Below are 24,906 nucleotides of genomic sequence, written 5' to 3'. Positions count from 1 at the left end.
CTGTGCGAGTTGCATTTACTCCTTATGAATGTAAGAACAAAAAAACAGGAAAAGAGAGTTTGATCTCTTTTCCTGTTTTCATTTTGAGTTAGTCTTTATTTAAATCTCTTAGTAATTCATCGATACGATTACCGTAAGCAACAGACTCGTCTCTTTCAAACATCAATTCAGGTGTTTTATAAATAGATAATCGTTGACCTAATTCTTTACGAATCAAGCCTGTAGCTTTATCCAATCCTAATTGAGCATTTTCGACGTCTTTTTCTTCATCAGACAATGTGCTGTAAAAAATAGTTGCTTGTTGCAAGTCTCCGGTTACACGCACGTCTGTAATGTTGATTCCTTGAACTCTAGGATCTCTTACTCGTTTACGGATAATATCGTTTACTTCTCTTTGAATTTCTTGAGCAACTCTTCCTACTCTATAATTCGCCATAATGTCTCCCTACTTTCTTTTAGACGAGTTGTGAAAGGCAGCTCCCCATCTATAAGTCAAATCTGTCCGGTTAGGAAAACACCTAATTGGTCAGTTTTTTTATAAACGGTAAGCTGAGCACCTTTCTATACTCTCTTATTTAGGTTCGATTTGGACCATTTCATAGGCTTCAACAACATCATCGACCTTGATATCATTGTAGTCTTTAATCATTAAACCACATTCAAAGCCGTTTTTCACTTCTTTTGCATCATCTTTGAAACGTTTCAAGCTGGCTAATTCGCCTTCATGAATGACAATATTGTCACGAATCAAGCGCACGCCGCTGTTACGTTTAACAACGCCATCGGTAACAAATGCACCGGCAATCGTTCCTACTTTAGAAACATTGAATGTTTCACGAATGATCGCTTGACCAGTTACTTTTTCTTCGTATTCTGGGTCTAATAGACCTTTCATAGCTGTTTCAATCTCATCAATAGCGTTATAAATGATACGGTGTAGACGAATGTCCACTTTTTCTTGATCTGCTTGTGATTTAGCTTGAGGAGTAGGACGAACGTTAAATCCAATGATGATTGCATTACTTGCTGCTGCTAATGTAATATCACTTTCATTGATCGCTCCAACGCCCGTATGAATGATTTTCACTCGAACGCCTTCTACTTCAATTTTTCTCAAACTTGCTGCTAAAGCTTCTGTTGAACCTTGAACGTCAGCTTTGATGATAACATTAACTTCTTTCAATTCGCCCTCTTGTAAACTAGAGAACAAGTTGTCTAAAGTTACACGGTTTGTAGTTGCACGTTGTTCAGAAAGAAGTTGTTTTTCACGAGCTTCTCCGACTGAACGAGCTGTTTTTTCATCTTCAAACACAACAAATTGGTCACCTGCTAAAGGTGCATTGTTCAACCCAGTGATTTCTACTGGTGCTGAAGGTCCTGCAGTCTTCAAGCGACGGCCTAACTCGTTGACCATTACACGGACACGGCCAAATGTAGAGCCTACAACGATTGGGTCTCCAACTTTTAGTGTACCTTCTTTGATCAGTAAAGTAGCGATTGGTCCTTTGGCCTTATCTAATCGTGCTTCTACCACACTTCCGATAGCCATACGTTTTGGATCAGCTTTTAATTCTTGAACTTCTGAAACCAATAGGATCATTTCCAATAATTCTTCGATGTTTTCACCGAATTTAGCAGAAATGTTTACGAAGATCGTATCTCCGCCCCAAGCTTCTGGGATCAAACCGTATTCTGTTAATTCTTGCATCACTCGATCTGGATTAGCAGTTGGCTTGTCCACTTTATTCACAGCCACGATGATTGGAACATCTGCTGCTTTAGCATGGTTGATTGCTTCAACTGTTTGAGGCATTACACCGTCATCAGCTGCAACAACGATAATAACGATATCTGTTACATCTGCTCCACGTGCACGCATCGTTGTAAACGCCGCATGTCCTGGAGTATCCAAGAAAGTGATTTTTTTGCCGTTTTTAGTGATTTGGTAAGCTCCGATATGTTGAGTGATCCCACCAGCTTCTCCTTCACTGACTTTTGAGTTTCTCAAAGTATCTAGTAAAGTCGTTTTACCGTGGTCAACGTGTCCCATGATCGTTACAACTGGCGGACGTTCTTCCAAGTGGTCTTCTGCAACTTCTTGGTTGAAGTATACATCTAAATCAGAAATATCGACTTGAACTTTTTCTTCTGCTTCAATTCCATATTCAGCAGCTAATAGTTCAATAGCTTCTTTACTTAAGCTTTGATTTTGTGTCGCTATAACACCCAGCAAGAACAATTTTTTGATGATCTCTGCTGGCTCACGGTAAATTTTCTTAGAAATTTCCGCTACCGTCATCCCATCCGTATAAACCAATACTTCTGGCAATTCTCTTTCTTTTCTTGGTACTGGTGGTGCTACAGGTTTAGTTTCGCCTTTTCTTCCTTTTTTCTTACGTTTGTTGTATCCGCCATGTGTTCCCATGCTTCCACGGTTACGGTAAGGTTTGTTGGCAGTTTTGTTTTTCCCAAAACTGTTCGATGACGAACCTTGACTGCTTGAAGTTGTGCTGGCTGGTTTAGAGGCAGCAGGTTTCTTTGCAGCAGTATCTTTTTTAGGAGCTCGGTTGTCAGTTTTAGGTTTTTCAGCAGCAGTACGCGGAACGACTTTTTTCGTCGAGCCTGCTTTGTTTGTTGATCCTTGCTCTTTTTTATTTTGTTGCGATTGGTTCTTCTTTGGATTGTTTTGTTGGTTTTCTATAGTATGATCTCCCTTATGGTTCTGCTGATTCCTAGTTGAATGAGCATTATTCTCTTTTTTCTGAATTGCTTGTTGATTTTTTTTATTTGAAGCAAATGCGTTATTCAGCTTTTCTACTTGATTGTCTTCCATAGATGACATGTGAGTCTGATACTCAATTCCAAGCTCTTTAGCTTTGGTAATAACATCTTTACTTGAAACATTTTTTTCTTTTGCGTACTCATATACACGTTTCTTAGCCATGCAATCACCCTCCATTAAATTGATAATAATTCTCGGATTTTTTTCGCAAAGCCACTATCCGTAAGACAAATGATTGTACGTCCCTTTCCAATCGCTTGACTTAATTCCGCTTTCGAATACTGAACAGTGTAAGGAATGTTGTAGTATTGACATTTATCCGAAATTTTCTTTTGCGTGTTTTCACTAGCATCTTTCGCTATGAGCACCACTTTAGCTTGCTGAGAACGGACTTGTTTAAGCGTTAAATCTTCTCCAGAAATCAATTTTCCCGCTCGAGTAGCCAATCCTAGTAAGTTTAAAGCTTTTTGTTCATTTGTCATAAACTCATCCGTGCTTTCTGATGTTTTACATAGTCTAATAAGGACTGATAAAAAGCATCGTCTAATTTTGTTCCAAGTACACGATCCAATACTCGTTGATCCCAGGCTGTCTGAACGATTTCCGGTTCAATAGATACATACGCCCCGCGTCCCGGCATTCTTCCGCTAGGATCGATATCTACATGGTCTTCTTTATTTTTCACAATACGGACCATTTCTTTTTTGGGTTTCATTTCATTTGAAACGACGCATTTGCGCAATGGAATTTTTTTCTTAGGCACTGAAATCACCTCACTAATCTTCAGTAGTATCTTGCTCTTCCAATTCTTCGTCCGTTTCGTCGCCATTTAATAATTCTTCAATGGTTTCATCATCTGCTACAAGAGTTTCCTCTACTTCAGGATCTTCTACTAATGGAGCAACGACTTCTTCAGCGTCTACGATTGCTTCGATTGGTTCATCAACTAATGCTCCATCTACCAAATCGTCTGTACTAACTAAGCCAACTTCTTCTTCAGCTTCGTCAGCAGCAAGCATATCTGATTCAGACTTGATATCGATTTTGAAACCTGTTAATTTCGCAGCTAAACGAGCATTTTGTCCACGTTTACCAATAGCAAGCGACAATTGGTAATCTGGTACCACAACTAGACAGCTATTTGTCTGTTCATTAAAGACTACATCGATAACTTTAGCAGGATTCAACGCGTTAGCGATATAAGTAGAAGGATCTTCGCTCCATTCTACAATATCCATGTTTTCGCCTTTTAATTCGTTTACGATAGCTTGTACACGTTGGCCTTTAGGTCCAACACATGTTCCAACTGGATCAATATGTTCGTCTCTAGACACAACAGCAACTTTAGCACGGTCTCCAGCTTCACGAGCAATAGAAACGATCTCCACTACTCCATCATAAATCTCAGGAACTTCTTGCTCGAATAAACGTTTCAACAAATCAGGATGGCTGCGGCTTACAAAAATTTGAGGCCCTTTTGAAGTGTTTTCTACTTTTGTCACATACACTTTGATGCGGTCGTGAGGCTTGTAGACTTCGTTTGGTATTTGCTCTTGTTTAGATAATACAGCTTCGATTTTGCCAAGGTTTACATAAATGTAGCGATTGTCTTGACGTTCCACTATCCCTTGCATGATGTCATTCTCGTAAGCGATGAATTCATTGTAAATAATGTTTCTTTCTGCTTCACGCATACGTTGCATGATGACTTGTTTAGCAGTTTGTGCCGCAATACGTCCAAAGTTTTTTGGAGTTACTTCGAAACGAATTTTATCGCCAATCTCATAAGCGGAATTGATCTTAACAGCCTCTTCCAAACTTACTTCTAAACGAGAATCATAAACAGTTTCTACGACATCTTTAACAGCATATACGCTGATTTTTCCTGTTTTGTGATTGAATTCAACCTCTACGTTTTGTGCTTGGCTATAATTTCTTTTATACGCAGAAACCAGTGCAGCTTCCAAAGCATCTAAAACCAATTCTTTGGATATGCCTTTTTCTGTTTCTAAGTCATCAAGAGCATTTAACAATTCTTTGCTCATTCTTTTCTCTCCTATTCAATTGTAGTCTATTTAAAACTGTATTGCCAATCTAGCTTTTGCAATCTTTGATCGATCAAATTCGATATCTTTTGTACGAGTTTTAATTTTGACAGTTAACGTTAACGTTTCTTCTGTTAATTCTTTTAAAATACCCTCATAAACTTTTTCTCCATCAACGGGTTCGTATAAAGAAATATGAATGTATTTTTCTACCGCATTCTGGAAGTCTGCTTCTGTTTTGATCGGTCTCTCAGCTCCTGGAGATGACACTTCCAAGAAATAAGCATGAGGAAACGGGTCTGGAGTAATTTTATCCAAACGTTCACTCACCTTTTCGCTGACTAACGCACAATCTTCTAACGTTACTCCTTGCGGCTGATCAATATACACACGCAAAAACCAATTCTTACCCTCTTTTACGTATTCTACATCTACCAATTCATAACTCAAATCTTCCACTAATGGCTGAATCATATCAGAAACCATTGTTACTATGTTACTCATCTTTTCGCCTCCTATCTTTAGACGTATATAATCGCTTAAAAAGAGTGAGCGTTTCCGCTCACTCTAACTGAATATCTAAACACACTTGAAATAATACCATAAAATCAAGGAATACGCAAACAATCATCCCTCTATCTCAGCATATCTGCAAGCAAAAACAACCACTTTTTATTGAGCAATTTTTAAAGAGATTACAGTGTCCAGTTTAGAATAAATCGAATAATGAAAGCTGATTCTCATCCGGTAATCCTTTTAAGACACCATTTTCATTCATATATTCAATAACTGTCTTAGAAACTTTCCCTCTTTTGGCCAAATCCTCTTTAGAAAGGAACGGTTTTTCTTTTCTAGCTTCAACGATTTGCTGCGCTACACTCGTTCCCAAACTTGGAATAGCTCTGAATGGCGCAATCAGTGTGTTGCCCTCAATGATAAAGTCCTTCGCATCTGATTTTTCTAAATCGACCATTTTAAAATCAAAACCGCGTTCGACCATTTCATTGGCTAACTCTAATACTGTCAGCAAACTCTTATCTTTTGCCGAAGCATCGAGACCTTTATCCGTGATTTCTTTGATTTTTACTTTGATAGCTTCTTTTCCTTGAGTCATTGCCACCAAATCAAAATCACTTGCTCGAACAGAGAAGTACGCTGCATAATACAGTATTGGGAAGTGAACTTTATAATAGGCTACCCTTAACGCCATCAATACATATGCTGCCGCATGGGCTTTAGGGAACATGTATTTGATTTTCAAGCATGATTCGATATACCACTCAGCGATCCCTTCATCACGCATGACTTGTTGCCAATCATCTGGAATCCCTTTTCCTTTACGAACGTGCTCCATGATTTTAAAGGCCAACCCAGCTTCTAATCCGTTATAGATCAAGTACACCATGATATCATCACGACAACCGATTACTTCTGACAAAGGAATACCGTGGTTACGAATCAATTCTTCCGCATTCCCCAACCAAACATCTGTCCCATGTGACAATCCTGAAATCTGCAGCAATTCAGCAAAGGTGTTTGGTCTAGTCTCTTCCAACATCCCTCGTACGAAACGTGTTCCAAATTCAGGAATACCCAACGTACCAGTTTTAGATAAAATTTGTTCAGGTGTAACCCCTAGTATGTCAGTACCTTGGAAAATTTTCATAACCTCTGGATCATCTGTTGGAATCGTCTTAGGATCGATTCCAGATAAATCTTGCAGCATCCGAATAACCGTTGGATCATCGTGCCCTAGAATATCTAATTTCAAAACATTATCATGAATCGAGTGGAAATCAAAATGCGTTGTTTTCCATTCAGCCGCTTGATCATCAGCCGGATATTGTACAGGTGTAAAGTCGAAAACATCCATATAATCCGGGATAACAATAATCCCCCCAGGATGTTGTCCAGTTGTTTTCTTCACTCCTGTTGCTCCCTTAGCCAAACGATCGATCTCAGCTGCACGCAAGTTTTGATTGGTATCTCTTTCATACCCCTTAACATAACCATACGCTGTTCTGTCAGCTACCGTACTGATTGTACCCGCACGATAAACATAGTCTTCTCCAAACAACACTTTAGTATAATCATGGGCTTTGGCTTGGTAATCTCCTGAAAAGTTCAAATCGATATCGGGAACTTTATCCCCGTTGAATCCAAGAAACGTTTCAAATGGGATATCATGTCCGTCTTTATGCAAGCGGGCTCCACAACCAGGACAAGCTTTTTCAGGCAAATCAAACCCTGAACCTACTGAACCATCTTCAAAAAACTCAGAGTATTTACACTCTGGACAACGGTAATGAGGCGGCATCGGATTTACTTCTGTAATACCGGTCATTGTTGCCACAAAGCTTGACCCAACCGAACCACGAGATCCAACTAAATAACCTTCTGAAACACTTTTGTGCACTAATTTTTGTGAAATCAAATAGATAACCGAGAACCCGTTCCCGATGATACTGGTCAATTCTTTTTCTAACCGTTTTTCAATCACCTCTGGCAGAGGGTCTCCATATAAACGGTGAGCTTCGTCATAACTTAATTTTCGAATTTCTTCTTCTGAACCAGGTATCTTAGGTGTATACAGATCCGTTTTAACAGGAGTGATATCTTCATCCACTAAATCTGCAATCTGATTAGGGTTCGTTACCACTATTTCATGAGCTTTCTCTTTTCCAAGGAAAGAAAAAGCATTGAGCATTTCAGTAGTAGTCCTAAAATGAACAAGCGGCAATTCAGCTCGGTTCAATTCAGACGCTCCGCCCAGAGAATGCACCAGTATTTTCCGATAAACAGCATCTTCAGGGTTTAGATAATGCACATTGCCTGTCGCTACAACAGGTTTATTCAATTCCTCACCGATTTGAATCATGTTGCGAATGATTTCTTCTAAATCTTTGTTGTCGCGTACAAGTTCTCTTTCAATCAAAGGTGCATAGACTTCTTTAGGCATAACTTCTAAATAGTCGTAGAAACGAGCTTTGTTTTTTGCTACGTCATACCCTTTTTGCATCATCGCTTCAAAAACTTCCCCATTGCTGCAGGCAGAACCAATAATCAGTCCTTCTCTATAACGCGTCAATTCCGAACGCGGAATCCTTGGTACACGGAAAAAATAATCCGTATTCGATAAAGAAACCAATTTAAACAAGTTTTTCAATCCTGCTTGGGTGGTGGCTAAAATAGTCGCATGGAAAGGACGTGCTCTTTTATAAGCATCCCCTTCGCCAATTTTGCTATTCAACTGGTTATGGTTCGTTATTCCATGTTCTTCTTCAGCCTCTTTCAAAAATATCCAACACAAAGCTCCTGTTGTTTCAGAGTCATAAATAGCACGGTGATGTTGTTCCAAAGCGACTCCATATTTTTTAGCCAACGTGTTTAATCGATGTCCCTTAAACTGAGGGTGTAAAAAGCGAGACAATTCTAATGTATCGATAACGGGATTGGTGGCTTCTGGAATATTGTGTCTGGTATAACCTGTATTCAAAAATCCCATATCGAAACTGGCATTGTGAGCTACTAAAATAGTTCCTTCAGCGAATTCGTGGAACAATCTCAATACTTCTTCTTCCGATTTAGAACCTCGTACCATCTCATCCGTTATACCCGTTAAGTTAACAGTCGTTTGAGACAGACGGTGTCCTGGATCAATAAAATGCTCAAATGTGTCGATCACATTTCCTTTATGCATCTTGACACCAGCCAGCTCAATAATCTTATCGTATACCGCTGAAAGACCTGTCGTCTCCACGTCAAATACGACATAGGTTGCGTCAGACAGTTCGATATCAGCAGGATTATAAGCAATATCTACTCCATCATCGACCACATTCGCTTCGATTCCGTATAAGACTTTGATGTTGTGCTTTTGTCCAGCACTAAATGCATCAGGAAAACCTTGAGCTCCAGCATGATCGGTTAAAGCAATAGCTTTATGTCCCCATTTTGCAGCTTGGGCTACATAATCAGCTACATTATTAGTCGCATCCATTGTGCTCATGTTGCCATGCAAATGCAGTTCTACCCTTTTTTCATTTTCTGGTGCAGTATCTTTTCGGTCTTCATGCGTGACTTGAGTCAAATCTTGTCCGTTCATGACTAAATCTCTCATGTACGTATCTTCTTGAATACTTCCACGGGCACGGAACCACATGCCTTTTTTGATAGCCGCAAATGCTGCTTCATCTTCTGGACCATTTGAAAACTTCTTGATCGAAAAAGAAGACGTGTAGTCTGTTATTTTCATCGTCAACAATTGTCTTCCAGAGCGCAATTCACGAATCTCTGCATCAAAGACATATCCTTCAATCGTCACTCGTCTTTCTTCTTCGACGATTTCGCTCATTTGTTTGATTTCTTCAGAATCGGCAATCTTTCTTCCTAAAACGATGGGACCAGAAATCGGTTGAAGTTCTTTATTGGCTTCTCTTTCTTTTTCAGCCTTTTGGATATTAACGGCTGCTCTTTGAGCAAGCAATTCATCTGCTTCTTCTTTTTTTGCTTTGAACTCATGCAATTTTTGTTCATAAGCTTCTTGGTCTACCATTGGTTCGATCCTGAAAGCCGGGAACCCCATTTTTTGGTAAGCTTCTTCTACTGGGGGCAAATACATATTCTTTAAATGTTCTTTTACAATATCATTTTCTACGATAAAGTGAATTTTTCGATCATTAACGATTGGAAATTGATCTCTAAACGGCTGATCACAGATAGGGGAAGACACTTGGCTGTTTTTTACAGCCGAAGACCAATAGTGTTCCAACTTTTCTGTCGTCAGCTTGGGATTTACTGTTTGAATAGTCATTTTGATCGTTGCAATAGAAGCAAACGATATTCGCAAAGATTCCTCTAAATTTTGATACACTTCAAAAGGCAAGATATCTTCGAATTGGAAATCAAACTGCCACATTTTCGATGCTCTGTGCACCGTTACTTTTTGTACTTTCCCTTTTTCAAAATAAGGGAAATACTCTTCTTTATGGTGCAAGCCAATTTGTTCTAATAATTGGCGAAACAACTTTTCTTGTTCTAAACTCATAAGTCCATCCCTTCCTCTTTCAAACCTTCGAGGTATGTAACCATAGAAAAATGATAGAATTCAAGCAACACCACAAGTGATGTAATCTGTTTTCTATCATTTCTATTTTTTATTCTATAGTTCTTTTACATCTGCGGCAAAAACCTACTTCTCAGTTTACAGGAAATAACGTTGAATGTCATTCCAAGTTACAGCCAACATCAATAAAAGCAGCAACCCTACCCCTATCAATGTAACGACCCCTTCTTTTTCTTCACTGAGTGGTTTTCCGCGTACCCCTTCAATGATATTCAACACTAATTTCCCGCCGTCTAAAGCAGGAATCGGCATTAAATTGATGATTCCCAAGTTGACACTTAAAAACGCCAACCAATTCAAGACTCCTATAAATCCAGTAGCTACAACAGCTTCTGTAGTAGCGTAAATAGCTACGGGTCCCCCAAACATATCTACTGAAAAACCAGAAGTAAATATAGAAGCTAGCGCCGCAACGATTTGAGTGGCTACTGCCCATGTTTGTGTAAATCCTGAACCGATTTTGGCCCAGAAGCTGGTATCCATAGGAACTTGAATCCCAATAGCGCCATGTTCAGTGCCATCGGTTGCTTTGGTTGTATCGGGCACAATCGTTATGTCTTCCTCGGATCCATCTTCATGCTGAACCGATAAGACCAATTCTTCTTCTGGATTTGCTTGGATGATTTGGACCATCTCGTTCCAATCGGAAACTTTCTCTCCATCAATAGCAGATACTTTGTCTCCTTCGACTAATCCAGCCTGTTCTGCTGTACTGTCCGGCAGAACTTCTCCTATTTCATTTACATAAGAAGGCACGCCGCCTTGGATGAATGCCAAGATAATGAACGCCACAATAGCTAAAATAATATTGTTCATCGGACCAGCGAAATTAGTCATCATTCGCTGAGGCAAGCTGGCTGATTGAAATTGAACATCCAGTGGTGCAATTTGGACTTCCGTTCCATCTTCTTCAATCAATAAGGCATCTCTGTTTACAGAAAAACGAGTTGCTTGTTCGGATTCGCCATTGACAAACCCTTCAATAAATAAGTCTTTTTCTAAATCTACAGCAGACACTTCAATTGGAGTAGCATTGACCAGTTGTTTCTTTTTAGACGTATTGATCGTTTTGACTTTCCCATTCGCATCCAGTACTAAGCTGATTGGAGTTCCTGGTTTGATCTCGATGTCTTCCTCATAACCGGCCATACGTACATATCCGCCAACCGGCAGTAATCGAACAGTATAGGTTGTTTCATTTTTTCGATACGAAAAGATTTTAGGTCCAAATCCAATAGCAAATTCTCGGACTAAGATACCTGATTTTTTTGCAAAATAGTAATGCCCGTATTCGTGAAATACAACTAATATACTAAACACAAGAATGAATGTAAGAATTGTCGTTATCATCAAATTGCTCCTCTGCTCTAAACTTCCATTTCGTTTAAACTCGTCCGCTCTATTACACTAAGCCGACAAGATTTAAAATGGGGAATACAAATAAAATGCTGTCAAATCGATCCAACACTCCCCCATGCCCTGGGAAAATATTTCCTGAATCTTTTGTATTGTAATAGCGTTTGAATGCTGATTCTACTAAGTCGCCAAATTGTCCTGCCATAGACAGCAATGCCATCAAGACTAATGTCCATGTAGTCGCTCCTGCTACTTCGATGAAATACAAGTAGATGCCAGCCACTAATATGGCACTGACTGTTCCTGCCACTGAACCTTCTATCGTCTTATTCGGACTGATGTTTGGAGCCAGCTTATGTTTGCCGATTTTGCGTCCGAATAAATAAGCGCAAATATCGGTCGTCCAAATCGTGATCAATACTAAAATCAACAATTCTAATCCGATTTCTCTTGTCTCTAGTAATGATTTGAATCCAAAACCAATATAGATAATGCCTAAGATAGATACTGCAGCATCATCGAAAGAGAAATTATTTTTTGAGAAAACCGTTTGAATAAGTAATATAATAGCTGCTAAATGAATCCACGCGTCTGAATTAAAGTTTTGCGGAAGAATGTCTCTCAGTTCTGCCGAAAAAATAAACCCCATCAAAGCAACAATGGAAATGACACCTTCTATCGAGAGGATGTTATTGCCTTTCATTTTAAATAATTCGCTTAATCCAATAATAGCTAAAATTGCAATAATACTTCCTAATAACCAGCCGCCAGTATACACTACAGGTATAAAGATAGCTGCCATCACTAAAGCAGTGATTATTCTTTCTTTCACACTATTTCCTCCTAATATTCAATGAGAACTTTTAAAGCCCTCCAAATCGGCGTTGTCGTTTTTGATAGACAGCTAACGCTTCATCAAAAGCTTTTTCGTCAAAATCAGGCCATGCAAGAGATGAAAAATAGAATTCGCTATAAGCATTTTGCCAAAGCATAAAATTGCTGATTCTTTCTTCTCCGCTCGTCCGTATCATGTAATCAACATTTTGATAAGCTCCTAATACGGATGTCATCAAATAGTCTTCAAAATCTTCTTCTGTTAATTTTTGCGGTTTTAGTTTACCTGCACTGATATCTTCTGCCATTGCTTTCGCTGCTTCCACTATTTCGTTCCGGCCACCGTAATTGACCGCAAAATTTAAAATCATACCTGTATTATGGGCCGTTTCTTTTATGGCACGTTCCATAACTTTTTTTGTTTTTCTAGGTAATTTTTCATGGAGCCCTATCATGGTCACTCGTATTCCAGCCTCCATAATTTCCGGCATAAACTCATCAAAAAATTCTATCGGCAACTGCATTAGATAGTTCACTTCATCTAATGGCCGTTTCCAATTTTCTGTTGAAAAAGCATAAACGGTTAACGCTTTGATACCTCTTTTATTGGCATGCCGCGCAATTATTTTTACTTGATCCATACCAGCTCGATGGCCTGCTGACCGCTTGAAACCGCGATTTTTTGCCCATCGTCCATTTCCATCCATAATAATGGCCACATGATTCGGCACACTTTCATCTGGCGAGAAGTGATACACTTCTTGATTATCTTCTCTTTCTTGATCACTCATTACGATTGACCGCCCTTCACTATCAAACTTTACCCCTTCTATTGTAGCAAATCATTCTTTAAAATCCTATGATTTAAAGAAAATATAATATTTAGAACCAATCGAACTGACGCATTAAAAACTTATTTTACACTCCTTCAAATGATAAAAACGCTGCATGAGGAGCTAATTTTCTCTTATCCACTGAGTATATTTTTCGATTATCCCTTCATGCAGTGGTATACTATATGTATTGAAAGACATGTTTAAACTATTAAGGAGGCTGTTCTATGAAACGTAGACTTGTTCAATTTATCGTGGGATTAGTTATTTCCGCTATCGCAACTAAAGTGACATCACTGATTCTAGGTGATGACTCTAAAAAGAAACCTAAAACAGCCAAGTTTTAATCGCTGGCCATAAAATAAAAAAAGCAGTATGCCGCTCTTACCGTAAAGGTCGAAAGAGGCATGCTGCTTTTTACTATCCGGCTCAGAAAAAAGAATTAACCTTCGATCAATTCTTTTTCTTTCTCAGCTGCGATTTTATCCAATTCTTTTACGCTGTTGTCAGTCAATTTTTGAACTTCGCCTTCAAAATAACGTAGATCGTCTTCAGTAATCTCGTTATTCTTTTCAGCTTTCTTCAAATCATCAATGGCATCACGACGAATGTTACGTACTGAGATTTTAGCATTTTCAGCTTCTTTTCCTACTTGTTTCGCTAATTCTTTACGACGCTCAGTAGTCAATTGAGGAATCACTAAACGAATCACGTTACCGTCATTCGATGGGCTGATTCCGATATCGCTTTGCAATAATGCACGTTCAACATCTTTGATAGAAGATTTGTCAAAAGGTGTGATCATCAATACGCGTGGTTCTGGTACACCAATTTGCGCTAATTGGTTCAATGGAGTAGGAATTCCATAATACTCTACTTGGATACGGTCCAATAAACTAGGATTTGCACGTCCTGCACGAATAGAACCCAATTCACGTTGTAAAGATTGTTCTGCTTTTGTCATTCTTTCTTTTGTTTCTTTTAAAATTTGCTCAGTCATGTTCTTTCCCCCTAACAGTAGTTCCAATAATTTCTCCTTGTACTACTCGTTTAATATTTCCTGTTTCATTCAAATTAAACACTACTAATGGAATGTCATTATCCATGCTCAATGAGCTGGCTGTTGTATCCATTACTTGTAAGCCTTTGCTGATGACATCTAAGTGAGTCAGCTCATCAAATTTCACAGCTGTTTTATCTAGTTTAGGATCTGCTGAATACACTCCGTCAACATTGTTTTTCGCCATCAAGATAACGTCTGCTTCAATTTCTGCAGCACGCAATGCTGATGTTGTATCTGTTGAAAAATACGGATTTCCAGTACCACCGGCAAAAATCACTACGCGTCCTTTTTCTAAATGACGCATCGCTTTTCTGCGGATATACGGTTCAGCGATTTGACGCATTTCAATAGATGTTTGAACACGCGTTGGAACGCCTTCGTTCTCTAAACAGTCTTGTAATGCTAAAGCATTCATCACTGTTGCCAGCATACCCATATAGTCTGCTTGAGCACGTTCCATACCCATTTCTTCCCCTATTTTACCGCGCCAAATATTTCCACCGCCAACAACAATAGCTATTTCAATGCCTAATTCATGTACTTCTTTGATTTCTTTACAGATTTCTTGAATAGTCGGCGGTTTAATTCCAAATCCAGAATCTCCAGCCAATGCTTCACCACTTAATTTAAGTACAATTCTCTTATACTTCGGTTGCTTCATCACAGTCATTACCTCCATTGGCTATTTACATTAGTATTTTATCATACTCAGTTGGAAACTTCATTAAGATTCAACTAAGAGACGAGTTTCTCATTGATTAAAAAGATTTTTCAATAATGGAAACGCCTCAGCAGACAAAATGATACAAAAAATAGAGAGGATAAAAGTACTCCTCTCTATAAAAATGGTTTATTTTTTAACTTGACTCATTACTTCGTCAGCAAAGTTTTCTTGACGTTTTTCGATTCCTTCGCCAACTTCAAAACGAGCAAATTCTTTTACAGAAGCACCGTGAGCTTTCAAGTAGTCACCAACAGTTTGGTCTGGATCTTTAACGAATGGTTGGTCTACTAAACTAATTTCAGACAACCATTTGCTTAAACGACCTTTGATCATTTTTTCAACGATGTTAGCTGGTTTTCCTTCGTTCAAAGCTTGTTCAGTTAAAACTTTTGTTTCATGTTCAATTTTATCAGCAGGTACTTCATCACGAGTGATGTATAGAGGGTTGATAGCAGCGATATGCATTGCAACGTCACGTGCTACATCTTCTTTATCAGCAGCATCTAAATGTACCAATACACCGATACGTCCGCCCATGTGCAAGTAAGAACCGAAAGTTTCGCCTTCAGTTTTTTCAAAGCGCACGAAACGACGTAAGCTAATTTTTTCTCCGATAGTAGTTGTAGCAGAAATGATTTCTGATTCAATCGTACCTTCACCAGAGTTTAATTTGTTAGCATCTTCTAAAGTTGCTGGGTTTTCTTTAGCAATTGCTTCAGTAATGTTACCTACTAAAGTTTGGAATTGCTCGTTTTTAGAAACAAAGTCTGTTTCTGAGTTGATTTCTGTTAAAGCAGCAATGTTGCCTTCTGCGTAAATACCTGTTAAACCTTCAGCAGCGATACGGTCAGCTTTTTTAGCAGCTTTTGCCATACCTTTTTCTCTTAGGTAGTCTACTGCAGCGTCCATGTCTCCATCAACGGCTACTAATGCTTTTTTAGCATCCATCATTCCAACACCAGTCATATCACGTAATTCTTTTACTAAAGCAGCTGTTACTTTTGCCATTTTTATTCCTCCTATTTACTTGTTCAAATCTTTTTAAAAGTTTTTGAGGTCTGTTTAATTTTATATAAAAAGCTGCCTCTAAAAATGAAATGACGCCGCTTTGTAAAAAGTCGCTATTCACTTCTCACTTTTATCGAGACAGCTTTTATAATGTTCTAGTTATTATTCAGCGTTGTCGCCTTCAACAACTTCTACGATTTCTTCGATAGAAGAAGTTTCAGTTGATTCTGGAGCTTCAGCAGTGAAAGTTTCTTCAACTACTTCGTCTTCACCTTGGTTTCCTTCGATCATAGCGTCAGCCATTTTTGAAGTAATCAATTTAACTGCACGAATAGCATCATCGTTAGATGGGATTACTACATCGATTTCATCTGGATCACAGTTAGTATCAACCATTGCAACGATAGGAATGTTTAATTTGTGAGCTTCTTGAATTGCGATACGTTCTTTACGAGGGTCAACTACGAACATCACGTCAGGAATTCTAGGCATATCTTTGATTCCGCCTAAGAATTTTTCTAAACGGTCGCGTTCTTTGATCAAAATACCTACTTCTTTTTTAGGAAGTACTTCGAAAGTTCCATCTGCTTCCATTTTGTCGATGTTTTTCAAACGTTGAATACGTTTTTGAATAGTATCCCAGTTAGTTAAAGTTCCACCTAACCAACGGTGGTTAACGTAGAATTGACCAGCACGTTGTGCTTCTTCTTTAACTGATTCTTGAGCTTGTTTTTTAGTACCTACGAAAAGAGCGATTCCGCCGTTTTCAGCTACATCTCTTACATATTTGTAAGCAGTATCTGCTAATTTGACTGTTTTTTGCAAGTCAATGATGTAGATACCGTTTCTTTCTGTAAAGATGTATTTTTTCATTTTTGGGTTCCAACGACGTGTTTGGTGTCCAAAATGAACTCCTGCTTCTAGCAATTGTTTCATAGAAATTACTGCCATGATTGTGTTCCTCCATTTGGTTTTGTATTTATCCCTCCCTCAAAATCAACTGCAAAGAGACTTAAGTAACCTTAAGCACCTTCTATTGCATCCTTCGAGGTGTGATATAGTTAGTGCTTTTTGCACCGTCTTATATTATACAGTCGTTTTTTAAATAATGCAACAAAAAAATCGACAATACTCATGAAAAGTATTGTCGATTTTGATTCTTCATTATCTAGAGTCGATGAAACTTGAATTGTTTAAAATATAAACCTTTTAATTTCTGGAAGAATTGAGGTTGCTATTAGCCACGCAAAGGATGCAATGTAAATTACAAGCCTTTGGTGCTTCAGCACTTAGGGTTTGTTTTTAGCTTGCAAGCTTGGAGTCCTTGGCTCCAAGCGTTCCCGTGGCTCTTACAAAGCAAACTCAATTCTGTAAGAAATTTCTACGCCAAGATCAGTTTACAAAAAACAATTCTTAGACTGATTCCATACCCATGCTTAAAATCTCTCGGATATCTTCTTCGGTCAATTGATTGATCGTTCTGGTTTCCCCATGATCTTCCGTAATGACTTGATCAAATAGCGATTTTTTCTCTTGCTGCAAGGCATTGATTTTTTCTTCAATCGTTCCTTCAGCGATCAAGCGCCATACTTCTACGACGTTCTTTTGGCCAAGACGGTGAGCTCTTCCGGCTGCTTGTTCTTCTACAGCTGGGTTCCACCACAAATCATATAGAATAACAGTATCTGCCCCTGTAAGATTCAATCCAGTTCCTCCCGCTTTTAATGAGATCAAGAAAATAGACTTCTCTCCATCATTAAATTTATTGACCATATTGATCCGTTCGATCGGTTTGGTTTTTCCGCTTAAATAGAAACTAGAGATATCCTCTTTTTCCAATTCAGCTTGAATGATGTCCAACATCGAAGTGAATTGAGAGAAAATCAAAATACGCTTGTTGTTCTCTAACGCTGTCGAAACAATTTCTTTCAATTGCAGCAACTTGCCTGATTCTCCCTCGTAGTCATCCAAGAATAATCGAGGATCACAACAAATCTGACGTAATCTTGTCAGAGAAGCTAAAATGGCGATGCGGTTTTTCCTGAAATCGTCTCCGCTCATTCCTTGAACTGTTTCTTGGATCTGTTGCAAGTAAGCCAAGTAAACCGTTTTTTGGTCTTTGGTCAGCGTACTGAACATGTTGGTCTCGATTTTTTCCGGAAGCTCTTGAAGAACATCTTTTTTCACTCTTCGCAGCACAAAAGGTTGAATCATTTTTGCAATTTTTTCATTCGTCAACGTTTTAAACTTTTTGATCGACGGGAAAAATCCTGGCATGATCAATTGGAAAATAGCCCACAGTTCTTCAATTTTATTTTCAATCGGTGTACCACTTAATGCAAACTTCTTAGGCACTGACAAGCTTCTTAAAGCTTGAGACGTTTTTGTGTGGTAATTTTTTACCATTTGAGATTCATCCAATACTAGTGTACTGAAGGCTTGCTGTTTATACAGGTCTACATCTTGACGGAAGCTCTGATAAGAAGTGATCAACACATTGTTGTTCACCACATCATTGATCTGAGCTTCTCTTTCTTCACTGCTTCCTGAAACAACTGTTGCACGAATATTCGGAGCAAACTTTTTCAATTCATGATGCCAGTTATAGGTCAATGAAGCCGGTGCAATGATTAAGAAGGGTTTTTCTTCGCCTTCTTCGATCTCAGATTGGATATAAGTGATCACTTGCAGCGTTTTTCCCAGCCCCATGTCATCCGCAAGTATTCCGCCAAATCCATATTGAGACAACATTTTAAGCCATTTAAATCCAGTAACTTGGTATCCTCTCAATTCGCCGTTTATTCCTTTAGGCAATTCAGCTTCAATCGAATGCGGTTGATTCAAATCCAACACCATTTTTTGGAATTTGCTGGATAATACAGGCTGAACACCTGACTCGTTCTCTAGTAAATGAGACAGTTCAAGTCCTCGGTAGCTCGGTATACTGATTCCGCCATTTTCAAATTCTTTCGAACTGCGCAATTCGCTTAATACACGACTGATTTGCTGCAGTTCTTCTGATTCTAATGACAACAACTTGCCGTTATCCAATTTGTGGAAGCTTTTTCGTTCCATCAAACTTTGCAGCACTCGATTAATTTCATCTCTGCTGATGCCTTTGATATCAAAACGAATGTCCAGCAATCCGCCTTCTTGTTGAATGTCTACAGTCGTATCAGGATCAATTTGATCTAAAAAGATGCTGTCTAGACTGTCATTCACGTATACTTCAGCTGTTTGCTCGAGTAACGGAATCTCATTAGTGAAAAATTCATAGAACTTTTCATCTTTTACCAATCGTTTTGTGTAATCTGTTTCTTCTCGTTGGTACCCAAGTTCATTCAATAAATTCAGCGTTTGGATCTCTTTTTTACTGTCTCTGATAACTTGGATGTTTTCTTCCGGCATTTGATTTTCTTCTGGATTGGTAGACAAAACCATATGACGGTAGTTGAATTCGACAACGGCATGCAACTGTTCATTTGCATAAGTAAAATAAATACACGTTTTCAACGGTTCATGAATAAACGTATTTTCTACTTCTTCAGACATGTGAACAGTGGCTAACTTAGAAATCATAGGCAGCACATAAGCTGTAAAGTCAGGCATGTCTTCCGGCTGAATGTCGATCCGATTCCCTTCATGTCGTTGCAAGAAAGACTGCAACGGTTGAATAGCCTTTAATTGTTCTCGAGTCGGCTGGTAAATTTTATCCTCTACCAAAAACCAATGGTAATCTTTCAGATACACATCTGTATTGTTGTCAATGTTTAATTTTACGGCGCCTTCTTGGCTGTTCAATTCGAATCCAAATGGCAAACGTCCTTCAATAAAAGCAACTGTTTTGAAATGAGCCCCACTAACATCAAAACTAAAATCAGCTTCTTCTTGATATTTCTCAATAAAGGTTTTAGCAAACGAAGGCGTCAAAACGAAATACCGTTTATTGTTAAAAATAGACTTAGCCTCTACAAAGCTCCCTCTGACAAAGTTTTGCGATTCCATTTGCACATACAATTCTTGCAATAGTGCAGCGTCTGTTTTTTCTACCTCGACTTCACTAAAATCGATCCACTGATTGCTTTTATACTCGAATTTATCCTTGTTGCTAAAAGCGGTTAAAAAACCATGCAAATCTTTAATGACGTACAATTTATCCAATCCAGCTCTAATACTGACAACCAGTACCTCGCCTGAATGACGAATCAAGGCTGTACTTTCTGGTTTGTGTTCAATTTTATATTCTAATTTAAGTGTTTGAAGTTGTTTTTTTCCGCCGGTATACAAACTGTTGGTATCTTCAAGAAATTGTCTTGAAAACAATAAAGTCAGTTCTTTTCCAGGGTTAATGGAATTTTTGGCCACTTTCTCCGCATTTTCCGGGGTCATGACACGACTAATCTCCCGGTCTTTCAATTCCAATTCAACTGCAACAGTATGCTTGCAAAAACCATGATTTTTCCAATAATCACACTCGCAAAAATCCTGTTCTCGTGTTGTACCGTCCAGTTCTATACGGTAACGATCATCATCCAACACATCAGCTGTCCAAATTTTTCCCTCGATTGAAGCATTGATGGAAAGAACACGCTTTTCATCTACTAAGCTTCTTCCCTCTTCAATCAATCGTTCAGGTATACTCCACTTCACAAAACCAACCTACTTTCTTGCCTTTTTCCAAAAAATCAAATGGTTTTTTTGGTAAACAAAATTCTCCATCTTTCTATTTTACGTTATCTTCAAAGAAAAAGAAACTTTAATGTTATGCTTTACTGTTTATTCTCATTTTATCTAGCCATGACTGGCAGATAATTGACTTTTCCCAGTTCCTAAGGCATGAACAAGGACTTTGTCTGGGATGCGATCTTTCAATTCTTTAACATGACTGATGATCCCTACCAATTTTCCGTCTCCGTCTATTTGCATCAACGCTTCGATAGCTTGATCCAAAGCATCTTCGTCTAACGAACCAAATCCTTCGTCGATAAAGATCGCCTCTATCTGAATCCCTCCGGCTTGTCGTTGAACAACATCGGATAACGATAAAGCCAATGAAAGAGCGGCTATAAAACTTTCTCCTCCCGAAAGAGTCCCTACATTGCGGACACCCCCAGCATGGTCGTCATAGATGTTGATCTCTAATCCAGTCTTGTTTTTATAAGAACCGTCTTCTCGGTTCAAATCAAACAAATAGCGGTGATTAGACAATTTTTGCAATCGCTGATTGGCTAGGCTCAAGACTTCTTCTAAGAAGTAAGACAGCACGTACCGTTCAAACCCTAATTTACTAATGCCGCTGTCTCCGTTAGCCACATCAGATAATGTCGATATTTCAGTGAACACATCCATATTTTTTTGATGCAGATCCAATATTGTTTGACAGTTGGCTATGATTCCTTGATTTTGCAAGAAGTGGTCTTGCAACACCGCTTTTTCTTCTGTCTTTTTCGTTTTTTGGCCCACTATTGAATTATAGGTCTCTTTAGCCAGTTCCAATTGAGGAGCTGGTTTTCCTTCAAGTTTTTGCGTATTTAAGGTCAAGTTTTGCTGAGCATTGTATTGAGATTTTTCATATTGATCAATCATCTCTTTCCATGAAGCTACTTGTTCTTTGTTTTCTAAGGTTTCTTCCACTTCTAAGATACTTAAGAAACTAGAGCCGGATAACACTTTGTCCGCTTCCTCTTTCAGTTCTACTTTCTTCGCATGTTCTTCAGCTAGCGATTCAGTAACTGAATCCAACCGGTACTGGGTCTGTTCCACAACTTTTTCAGCTGCAAGAGTCTGTTCAAGAATCTCTTCATAAGCCTGTTGCCATTGTTGGATACGTTGCTCTAACGCTGCTACTTCTGCTTCATAGTATGGGATATCCAAGTACTGTTCAGGTATGGTTTGACTCAAATGAGACAACTGGCCTTTCAACTGACTCAAATGATTTTGTTCAGTTTGATGGTCAGTTGTTAATGTGTCCAAAGCTTTTTGACTTTTTCGATACTCAGCTTCAATGTCCAAAAGTTTTTCTTTGTGCATTTGTTGCTCAGTTAAGGAGTAATTCAACTCATTGATTTGATTTTCCAACTTGTTTTTTTCTTGAGAAACGACTTCACGATTTCCTTTCAGTGTCCCCGATCCTACTTCCGAATAAAGCTGATGATTTGTCCAATCGAGACGTTTTTGTTCAAGAAAGGCTTTTTGATCAGTCAATTGCTGCTCTAGATCCAATCCTTGTTGTTCCAAGACCTCTTTTTTAGCTTTAAGGGTATGCAGCTCGGTTTCTGTTTGTTCCACCAAAAGTTCTAATTCTGCAGCACTTTTAGTCGATGTGATTTCAACAACTGCATGGAGTGGATGCTCAATAGAACCACACACAGGGCAAGGTTCTCCATCAATCAATTCCTCAGACAACTTTTGGATCTGCACTTTTGCCCAGTCGCTTTTTGCTTTGCGATGTTCATTAGAGACCGTTTCCAGTTCACTGATAGTTGTTTGCAGGCTTTCTTTTTTCTCCGTCAGCAGATCGATGAGTCTTTTTTCTTGGTCTTCAGCTGTGATGGCTTGATTCAATAGGTCTTCAGCGTGGCTCCAACTGTGCAATTGATCTTTGGCAGAGTATACATTCTTTTGTTTGGCAGCCAACTCTGCCAATAGTCGATCCATCTCTTCTTTTTGCTCCAGCAATTGCTGTTTTTGTTTCCGGCAATCCGTTAATTCTTTTTCTAGTCGTTGTACGACTCGCTCCTGTTCCTCATTTTCATGCTGACTAGTTTTGTAAGCAGCGATGGCTTCTTTCAGTTGGTTCAAAGAGACCAGCTGTTCTTTACGACTTTCTTGTCCCAAGAGTTCTTTGTCAACAGCCTGTTTTTTAGTTTTTGCTTTCTTTAATTGTTCTTTCTCTTCTTGCAATTGTTCACGGGTTTGCAGTTCTTTTTCTTGTAATTCCGTTAAAGACTTTTCATTCTCAGACAATTTAAACAATAATGTCTCAAATTGCTGAGCTTCTTCGTATTTTTTCACTTGCTGTTTTAACGCGGTTATGTTGCTTTGTTCTTCTTTTAAAGATTCTAAAGCCTGCAGTAAAGCTGCCTTTTCATCCAATAATTGCTGGATGGTTTGCTGTTCACTTAAAAAAACATTCGCTTCATCAGCTTCTCGTGTCAATTCAGTAATCGAAGTGCCTAATTGCTCCAATACTTTTTCCATGGTTTGCTGTTCTTCTTGCAGAAGATTTAACTCCACTTTCATGGCCGCGAAGCCCGTAAACTCGATTTCAGGTTTCATACTGGTCCAATGCGCTTTACTAAGGGTTGATTCCAACTCTTTTTCTTTCTCCACCAATTTATAGTGCATCTCTTTTTTCTTTTCTTTCAACTTTTCACTCAATTGACGATAAATATCTGTTCCAAAAAGTTTTCTTAAAATCGTTTCTTTTTCTCCGCTGTCCGCGTTTAAAAATCGTCTGAACTCTCCTTGAGGAATCATAACGATTTGTCTAAACTGATCGCAGTTCAATTGCACCACTTCTTCAATGACTTCATCTACTTCACTGATTTTAGTGACATGCTGCAATTCTACTCCATCTTCTCCAAATACACGAAGTGAAGCTTTTGCCGGTACGTCTCGAGTACCTTCGCCTTTTTGTTTCAACAGTACTTGAGCTGGGCTTCTGACGATTTCATACAGCTTGTTTTGGGCGCGGAAAGTAAATGTGACACTCGTTTGCTGCTTAGCATCCGCAAATGTAGAACGCATTTCTTTCGGCTCCCGATTCGAGCCATTCGTTTTGCCAAATAATGCAAAACAGATTCCATCGAACAATGTGGTTTTACCAGATCCTGTTTTCCCGGCGATCAAGAAGATGTTGTTTTCATAAAAAGCGGAAAAATCGATCGTCTCATCCATATACGGACCAAACGCTTTAAGTGTTAAAGACTGTGGACGCATTTACCGGACCTCCTTTTGCAAATCTTCAAATAATGACGCTATCAATTGTTCTTGCTGCTTCGTCAATGGATTTTCAGTGAGCTCTTCAAAATAATGGCTGAACAACTTATGCGGCGCCAAAGTAGTCGGTACTTCTTTTTTGGTTTGATGAATACCCGACAGCAGACCACTTTGATTTACTCTTTCCATCCCGATGACATAAGGGTAAATTTCTCTTAATCGATTCATTGCATTTGGCAGCATGACCGTATCTTTTAATTTGATGTAAATAAATTGATCTCGCTTGATCGTCAAGTAAAATTCTTCCTCTGTTAATGTGCTGAAATGTTCTTCTAACACAATAATGTCCCGTGAAGGTTGAACTGGATGAAATTGTTGCGTCAGCAATCCTTCGTCATCGATTTCAATAATTCGGAATCCTTTTTGTTGATCAGCTTCCGAGACAGAATATTTCAACAAACTACCTGAATAGCGAACCGCCTCACTTTTTAGAGCTTCTGGATGGTGCAGGTGACCTAAAGCCACGTACGTGAAGTCTTGGAACACTCTCGCCGAAACGTTGTCCAACCCGCCGACTGTAGAGCCGGTTTCCGATTCACTTCTCAAACTTCCTGTCACGAAAAAGTGAGAGATCAATACTTGATGTTTCGTTTCTTCGAATTGTTCTTTCATTTTTTCAACGACTCTTTCAACAGCTTTTTCATGTGTAGTTAATGTATCATCACTAAAGTAAAGCCGAGCATCAATAGGATCAAAATAAGGCAACAGAAAAAATTGCGTGTTCCCTAAAGTGATCGGCTGAAAAGTAAACTCATTGATTTTTGTTTGCAAGTAAAGGTTGGCTTGTTTGAACCATTCACTACCTGTTTCTAAACGAGTAGCCGAGTCATGATTCCCAGAAATAGCCAGCACCGGTATTTTTTCTGTTAAATTCATGTCTATAAACATTTGATTCAATACGCTGACGGCTTCAGCCGGCGGTACAGAACGATCGAAGAGGTCTCCTGCAATAACAATTGCCTCTACCTCTTCTTTTTTAGCTGTATCCAGCATCTGCTGAAAAACTTCTCGCTGCTCTTGCAGCAGTTGAAACCCGTGAAGTTTTTTTCCAATATGCCAATCTCCAGTATGTAAAAACTTCATTTTAAAAACCCTCCCGTTCGTCTTCCATTTATCTAGTATAACAAAGAAACAA

Annotated in this window: 17 protein-coding genes; all 17 read right to left on the bottom strand. The window is 38.8% G+C overall.

The genetic code is table 11. From position 1 onward, the window contains the following. Positions 1-88: 88 nt before the first annotated feature. On the bottom strand, positions 89-436 hold the full coding sequence (rbfA, locus tag BM137_RS04365; RefSeq protein ID WP_092479944.1) for a 30S ribosome-binding factor RbfA: 348 nt from the start codon (positions 434-436) through the stop codon (positions 89-91). A 135-nt stretch (positions 437-571) separates the two neighbouring features. Beyond that, the gene (gene infB / locus BM137_RS04360) at positions 572-2,944 is read right to left on the bottom strand and encodes a translation initiation factor IF-2 (RefSeq protein WP_092479943.1); all 2,373 of its coding nucleotides are present in this window, start codon (positions 2,942-2,944) and stop codon (positions 572-574) included. 14 nt (positions 2,945-2,958) lie between these two features. Then, positions 2,959-3,264 carry a YlxQ-related RNA-binding protein gene (locus BM137_RS04355; protein ID WP_092479942.1) on the bottom strand — a complete coding sequence of 102 codons (306 nt, stop codon included), beginning with the start codon at positions 3,262-3,264 and terminating at the stop codon, positions 2,959-2,961. After that, on the bottom strand, positions 3,261-3,545 hold the full coding sequence (gene rnpM, locus BM137_RS04350) for an RNase P modulator RnpM (protein WP_092480200.1): 285 nt from the start codon (positions 3,543-3,545) through the stop codon (positions 3,261-3,263). Before rnpM ends, BM137_RS04355 begins: the two co-directional genes overlap by 4 nt. A gap of 13 nt (positions 3,546-3,558) precedes the next feature. Next, positions 3,559-4,827 (bottom strand): transcription termination factor NusA, encoded by a 1,269-nt coding sequence (nusA, locus tag BM137_RS04345; RefSeq protein ID WP_092479941.1) that lies wholly within the window; start codon positions 4,825-4,827, stop codon positions 3,559-3,561. A 30-nt stretch (positions 4,828-4,857) separates the two neighbouring features. Further along, complete coding sequence (gene rimP, locus BM137_RS04340) at positions 4,858-5,331, bottom strand: ribosome maturation factor RimP (RefSeq protein WP_092479940.1); 474 nt, start codon at positions 5,329-5,331, stop codon at positions 4,858-4,860. Positions 5,332-5,536: 205 nt separating this feature from the next. After that, the gene (locus BM137_RS04335; RefSeq protein WP_092479939.1) at positions 5,537-9,874 is read right to left on the bottom strand and encodes a PolC-type DNA polymerase III; all 4,338 of its coding nucleotides are present in this window, start codon (positions 9,872-9,874) and stop codon (positions 5,537-5,539) included. Positions 9,875-10,030: 156 nt separating this feature from the next. Continuing rightward, the gene (gene rseP, locus BM137_RS04330; protein WP_092479938.1) at positions 10,031-11,302 is read right to left on the bottom strand and encodes an RIP metalloprotease RseP; all 1,272 of its coding nucleotides are present in this window, start codon (positions 11,300-11,302) and stop codon (positions 10,031-10,033) included. Positions 11,303-11,354: 52 nt separating this feature from the next. Beyond that, positions 11,355-12,140 carry a phosphatidate cytidylyltransferase gene (locus BM137_RS04325; protein ID WP_092479937.1) on the bottom strand — a complete coding sequence of 262 codons (786 nt, stop codon included), beginning with the start codon at positions 12,138-12,140 and terminating at the stop codon, positions 11,355-11,357. A gap of 31 nt (positions 12,141-12,171) precedes the next feature. Then, positions 12,172-12,933: an isoprenyl transferase gene (locus BM137_RS04320; protein ID WP_092479936.1), complete on the bottom strand. Its 762-nt coding sequence runs from the start codon at positions 12,931-12,933 to the stop codon at positions 12,172-12,174. Positions 12,934-13,417: 484 nt separating this feature from the next. After that, complete coding sequence (gene frr, locus BM137_RS04315) at positions 13,418-13,975, bottom strand: ribosome recycling factor (protein WP_092479935.1); 558 nt, start codon at positions 13,973-13,975, stop codon at positions 13,418-13,420. Next, positions 13,968-14,699: a UMP kinase gene (gene pyrH / locus BM137_RS04310; RefSeq protein ID WP_092480199.1), complete on the bottom strand. Its 732-nt coding sequence runs from the start codon at positions 14,697-14,699 to the stop codon at positions 13,968-13,970. The genes frr and pyrH overlap by 8 nt, the downstream gene beginning before the upstream one ends. A gap of 189 nt (positions 14,700-14,888) precedes the next feature. Further along, the gene (tsf, locus tag BM137_RS04305; RefSeq protein ID WP_092479934.1) at positions 14,889-15,770 is read right to left on the bottom strand and encodes a translation elongation factor Ts; all 882 of its coding nucleotides are present in this window, start codon (positions 15,768-15,770) and stop codon (positions 14,889-14,891) included. Between the two features lie 162 nt (positions 15,771-15,932). Beyond that, on the bottom strand, positions 15,933-16,721 hold the full coding sequence (gene rpsB, locus BM137_RS04300) for a 30S ribosomal protein S2 (protein ID WP_092479933.1): 789 nt from the start codon (positions 16,719-16,721) through the stop codon (positions 15,933-15,935). Positions 16,722-17,183: 462 nt separating this feature from the next. Beyond that, complete coding sequence (locus BM137_RS04295) at positions 17,184-20,420, bottom strand: DEAD/DEAH box helicase (RefSeq protein ID WP_092479932.1); 3,237 nt, start codon at positions 20,418-20,420, stop codon at positions 17,184-17,186. Between the two features lie 141 nt (positions 20,421-20,561). Then, on the bottom strand, positions 20,562-23,711 hold the full coding sequence (locus tag BM137_RS04290; RefSeq protein ID WP_092479931.1) for an AAA family ATPase: 3,150 nt from the start codon (positions 23,709-23,711) through the stop codon (positions 20,562-20,564). After that, complete coding sequence (locus BM137_RS04285) at positions 23,712-24,854, bottom strand: exonuclease SbcCD subunit D (RefSeq protein WP_092479930.1); 1,143 nt, start codon at positions 24,852-24,854, stop codon at positions 23,712-23,714. Positions 24,855-24,906: the final 52 nt, after the last annotated feature.

Origin of the sequence: Desemzia incerta (genome assembly GCF_900115825.1) — a bacterium.
Lineage (GTDB): Bacteria > Bacillota > Bacilli > Lactobacillales > Carnobacteriaceae > Desemzia > Desemzia incerta.
This window is presented reverse-complemented; position numbering and strand designations above follow the sequence as displayed.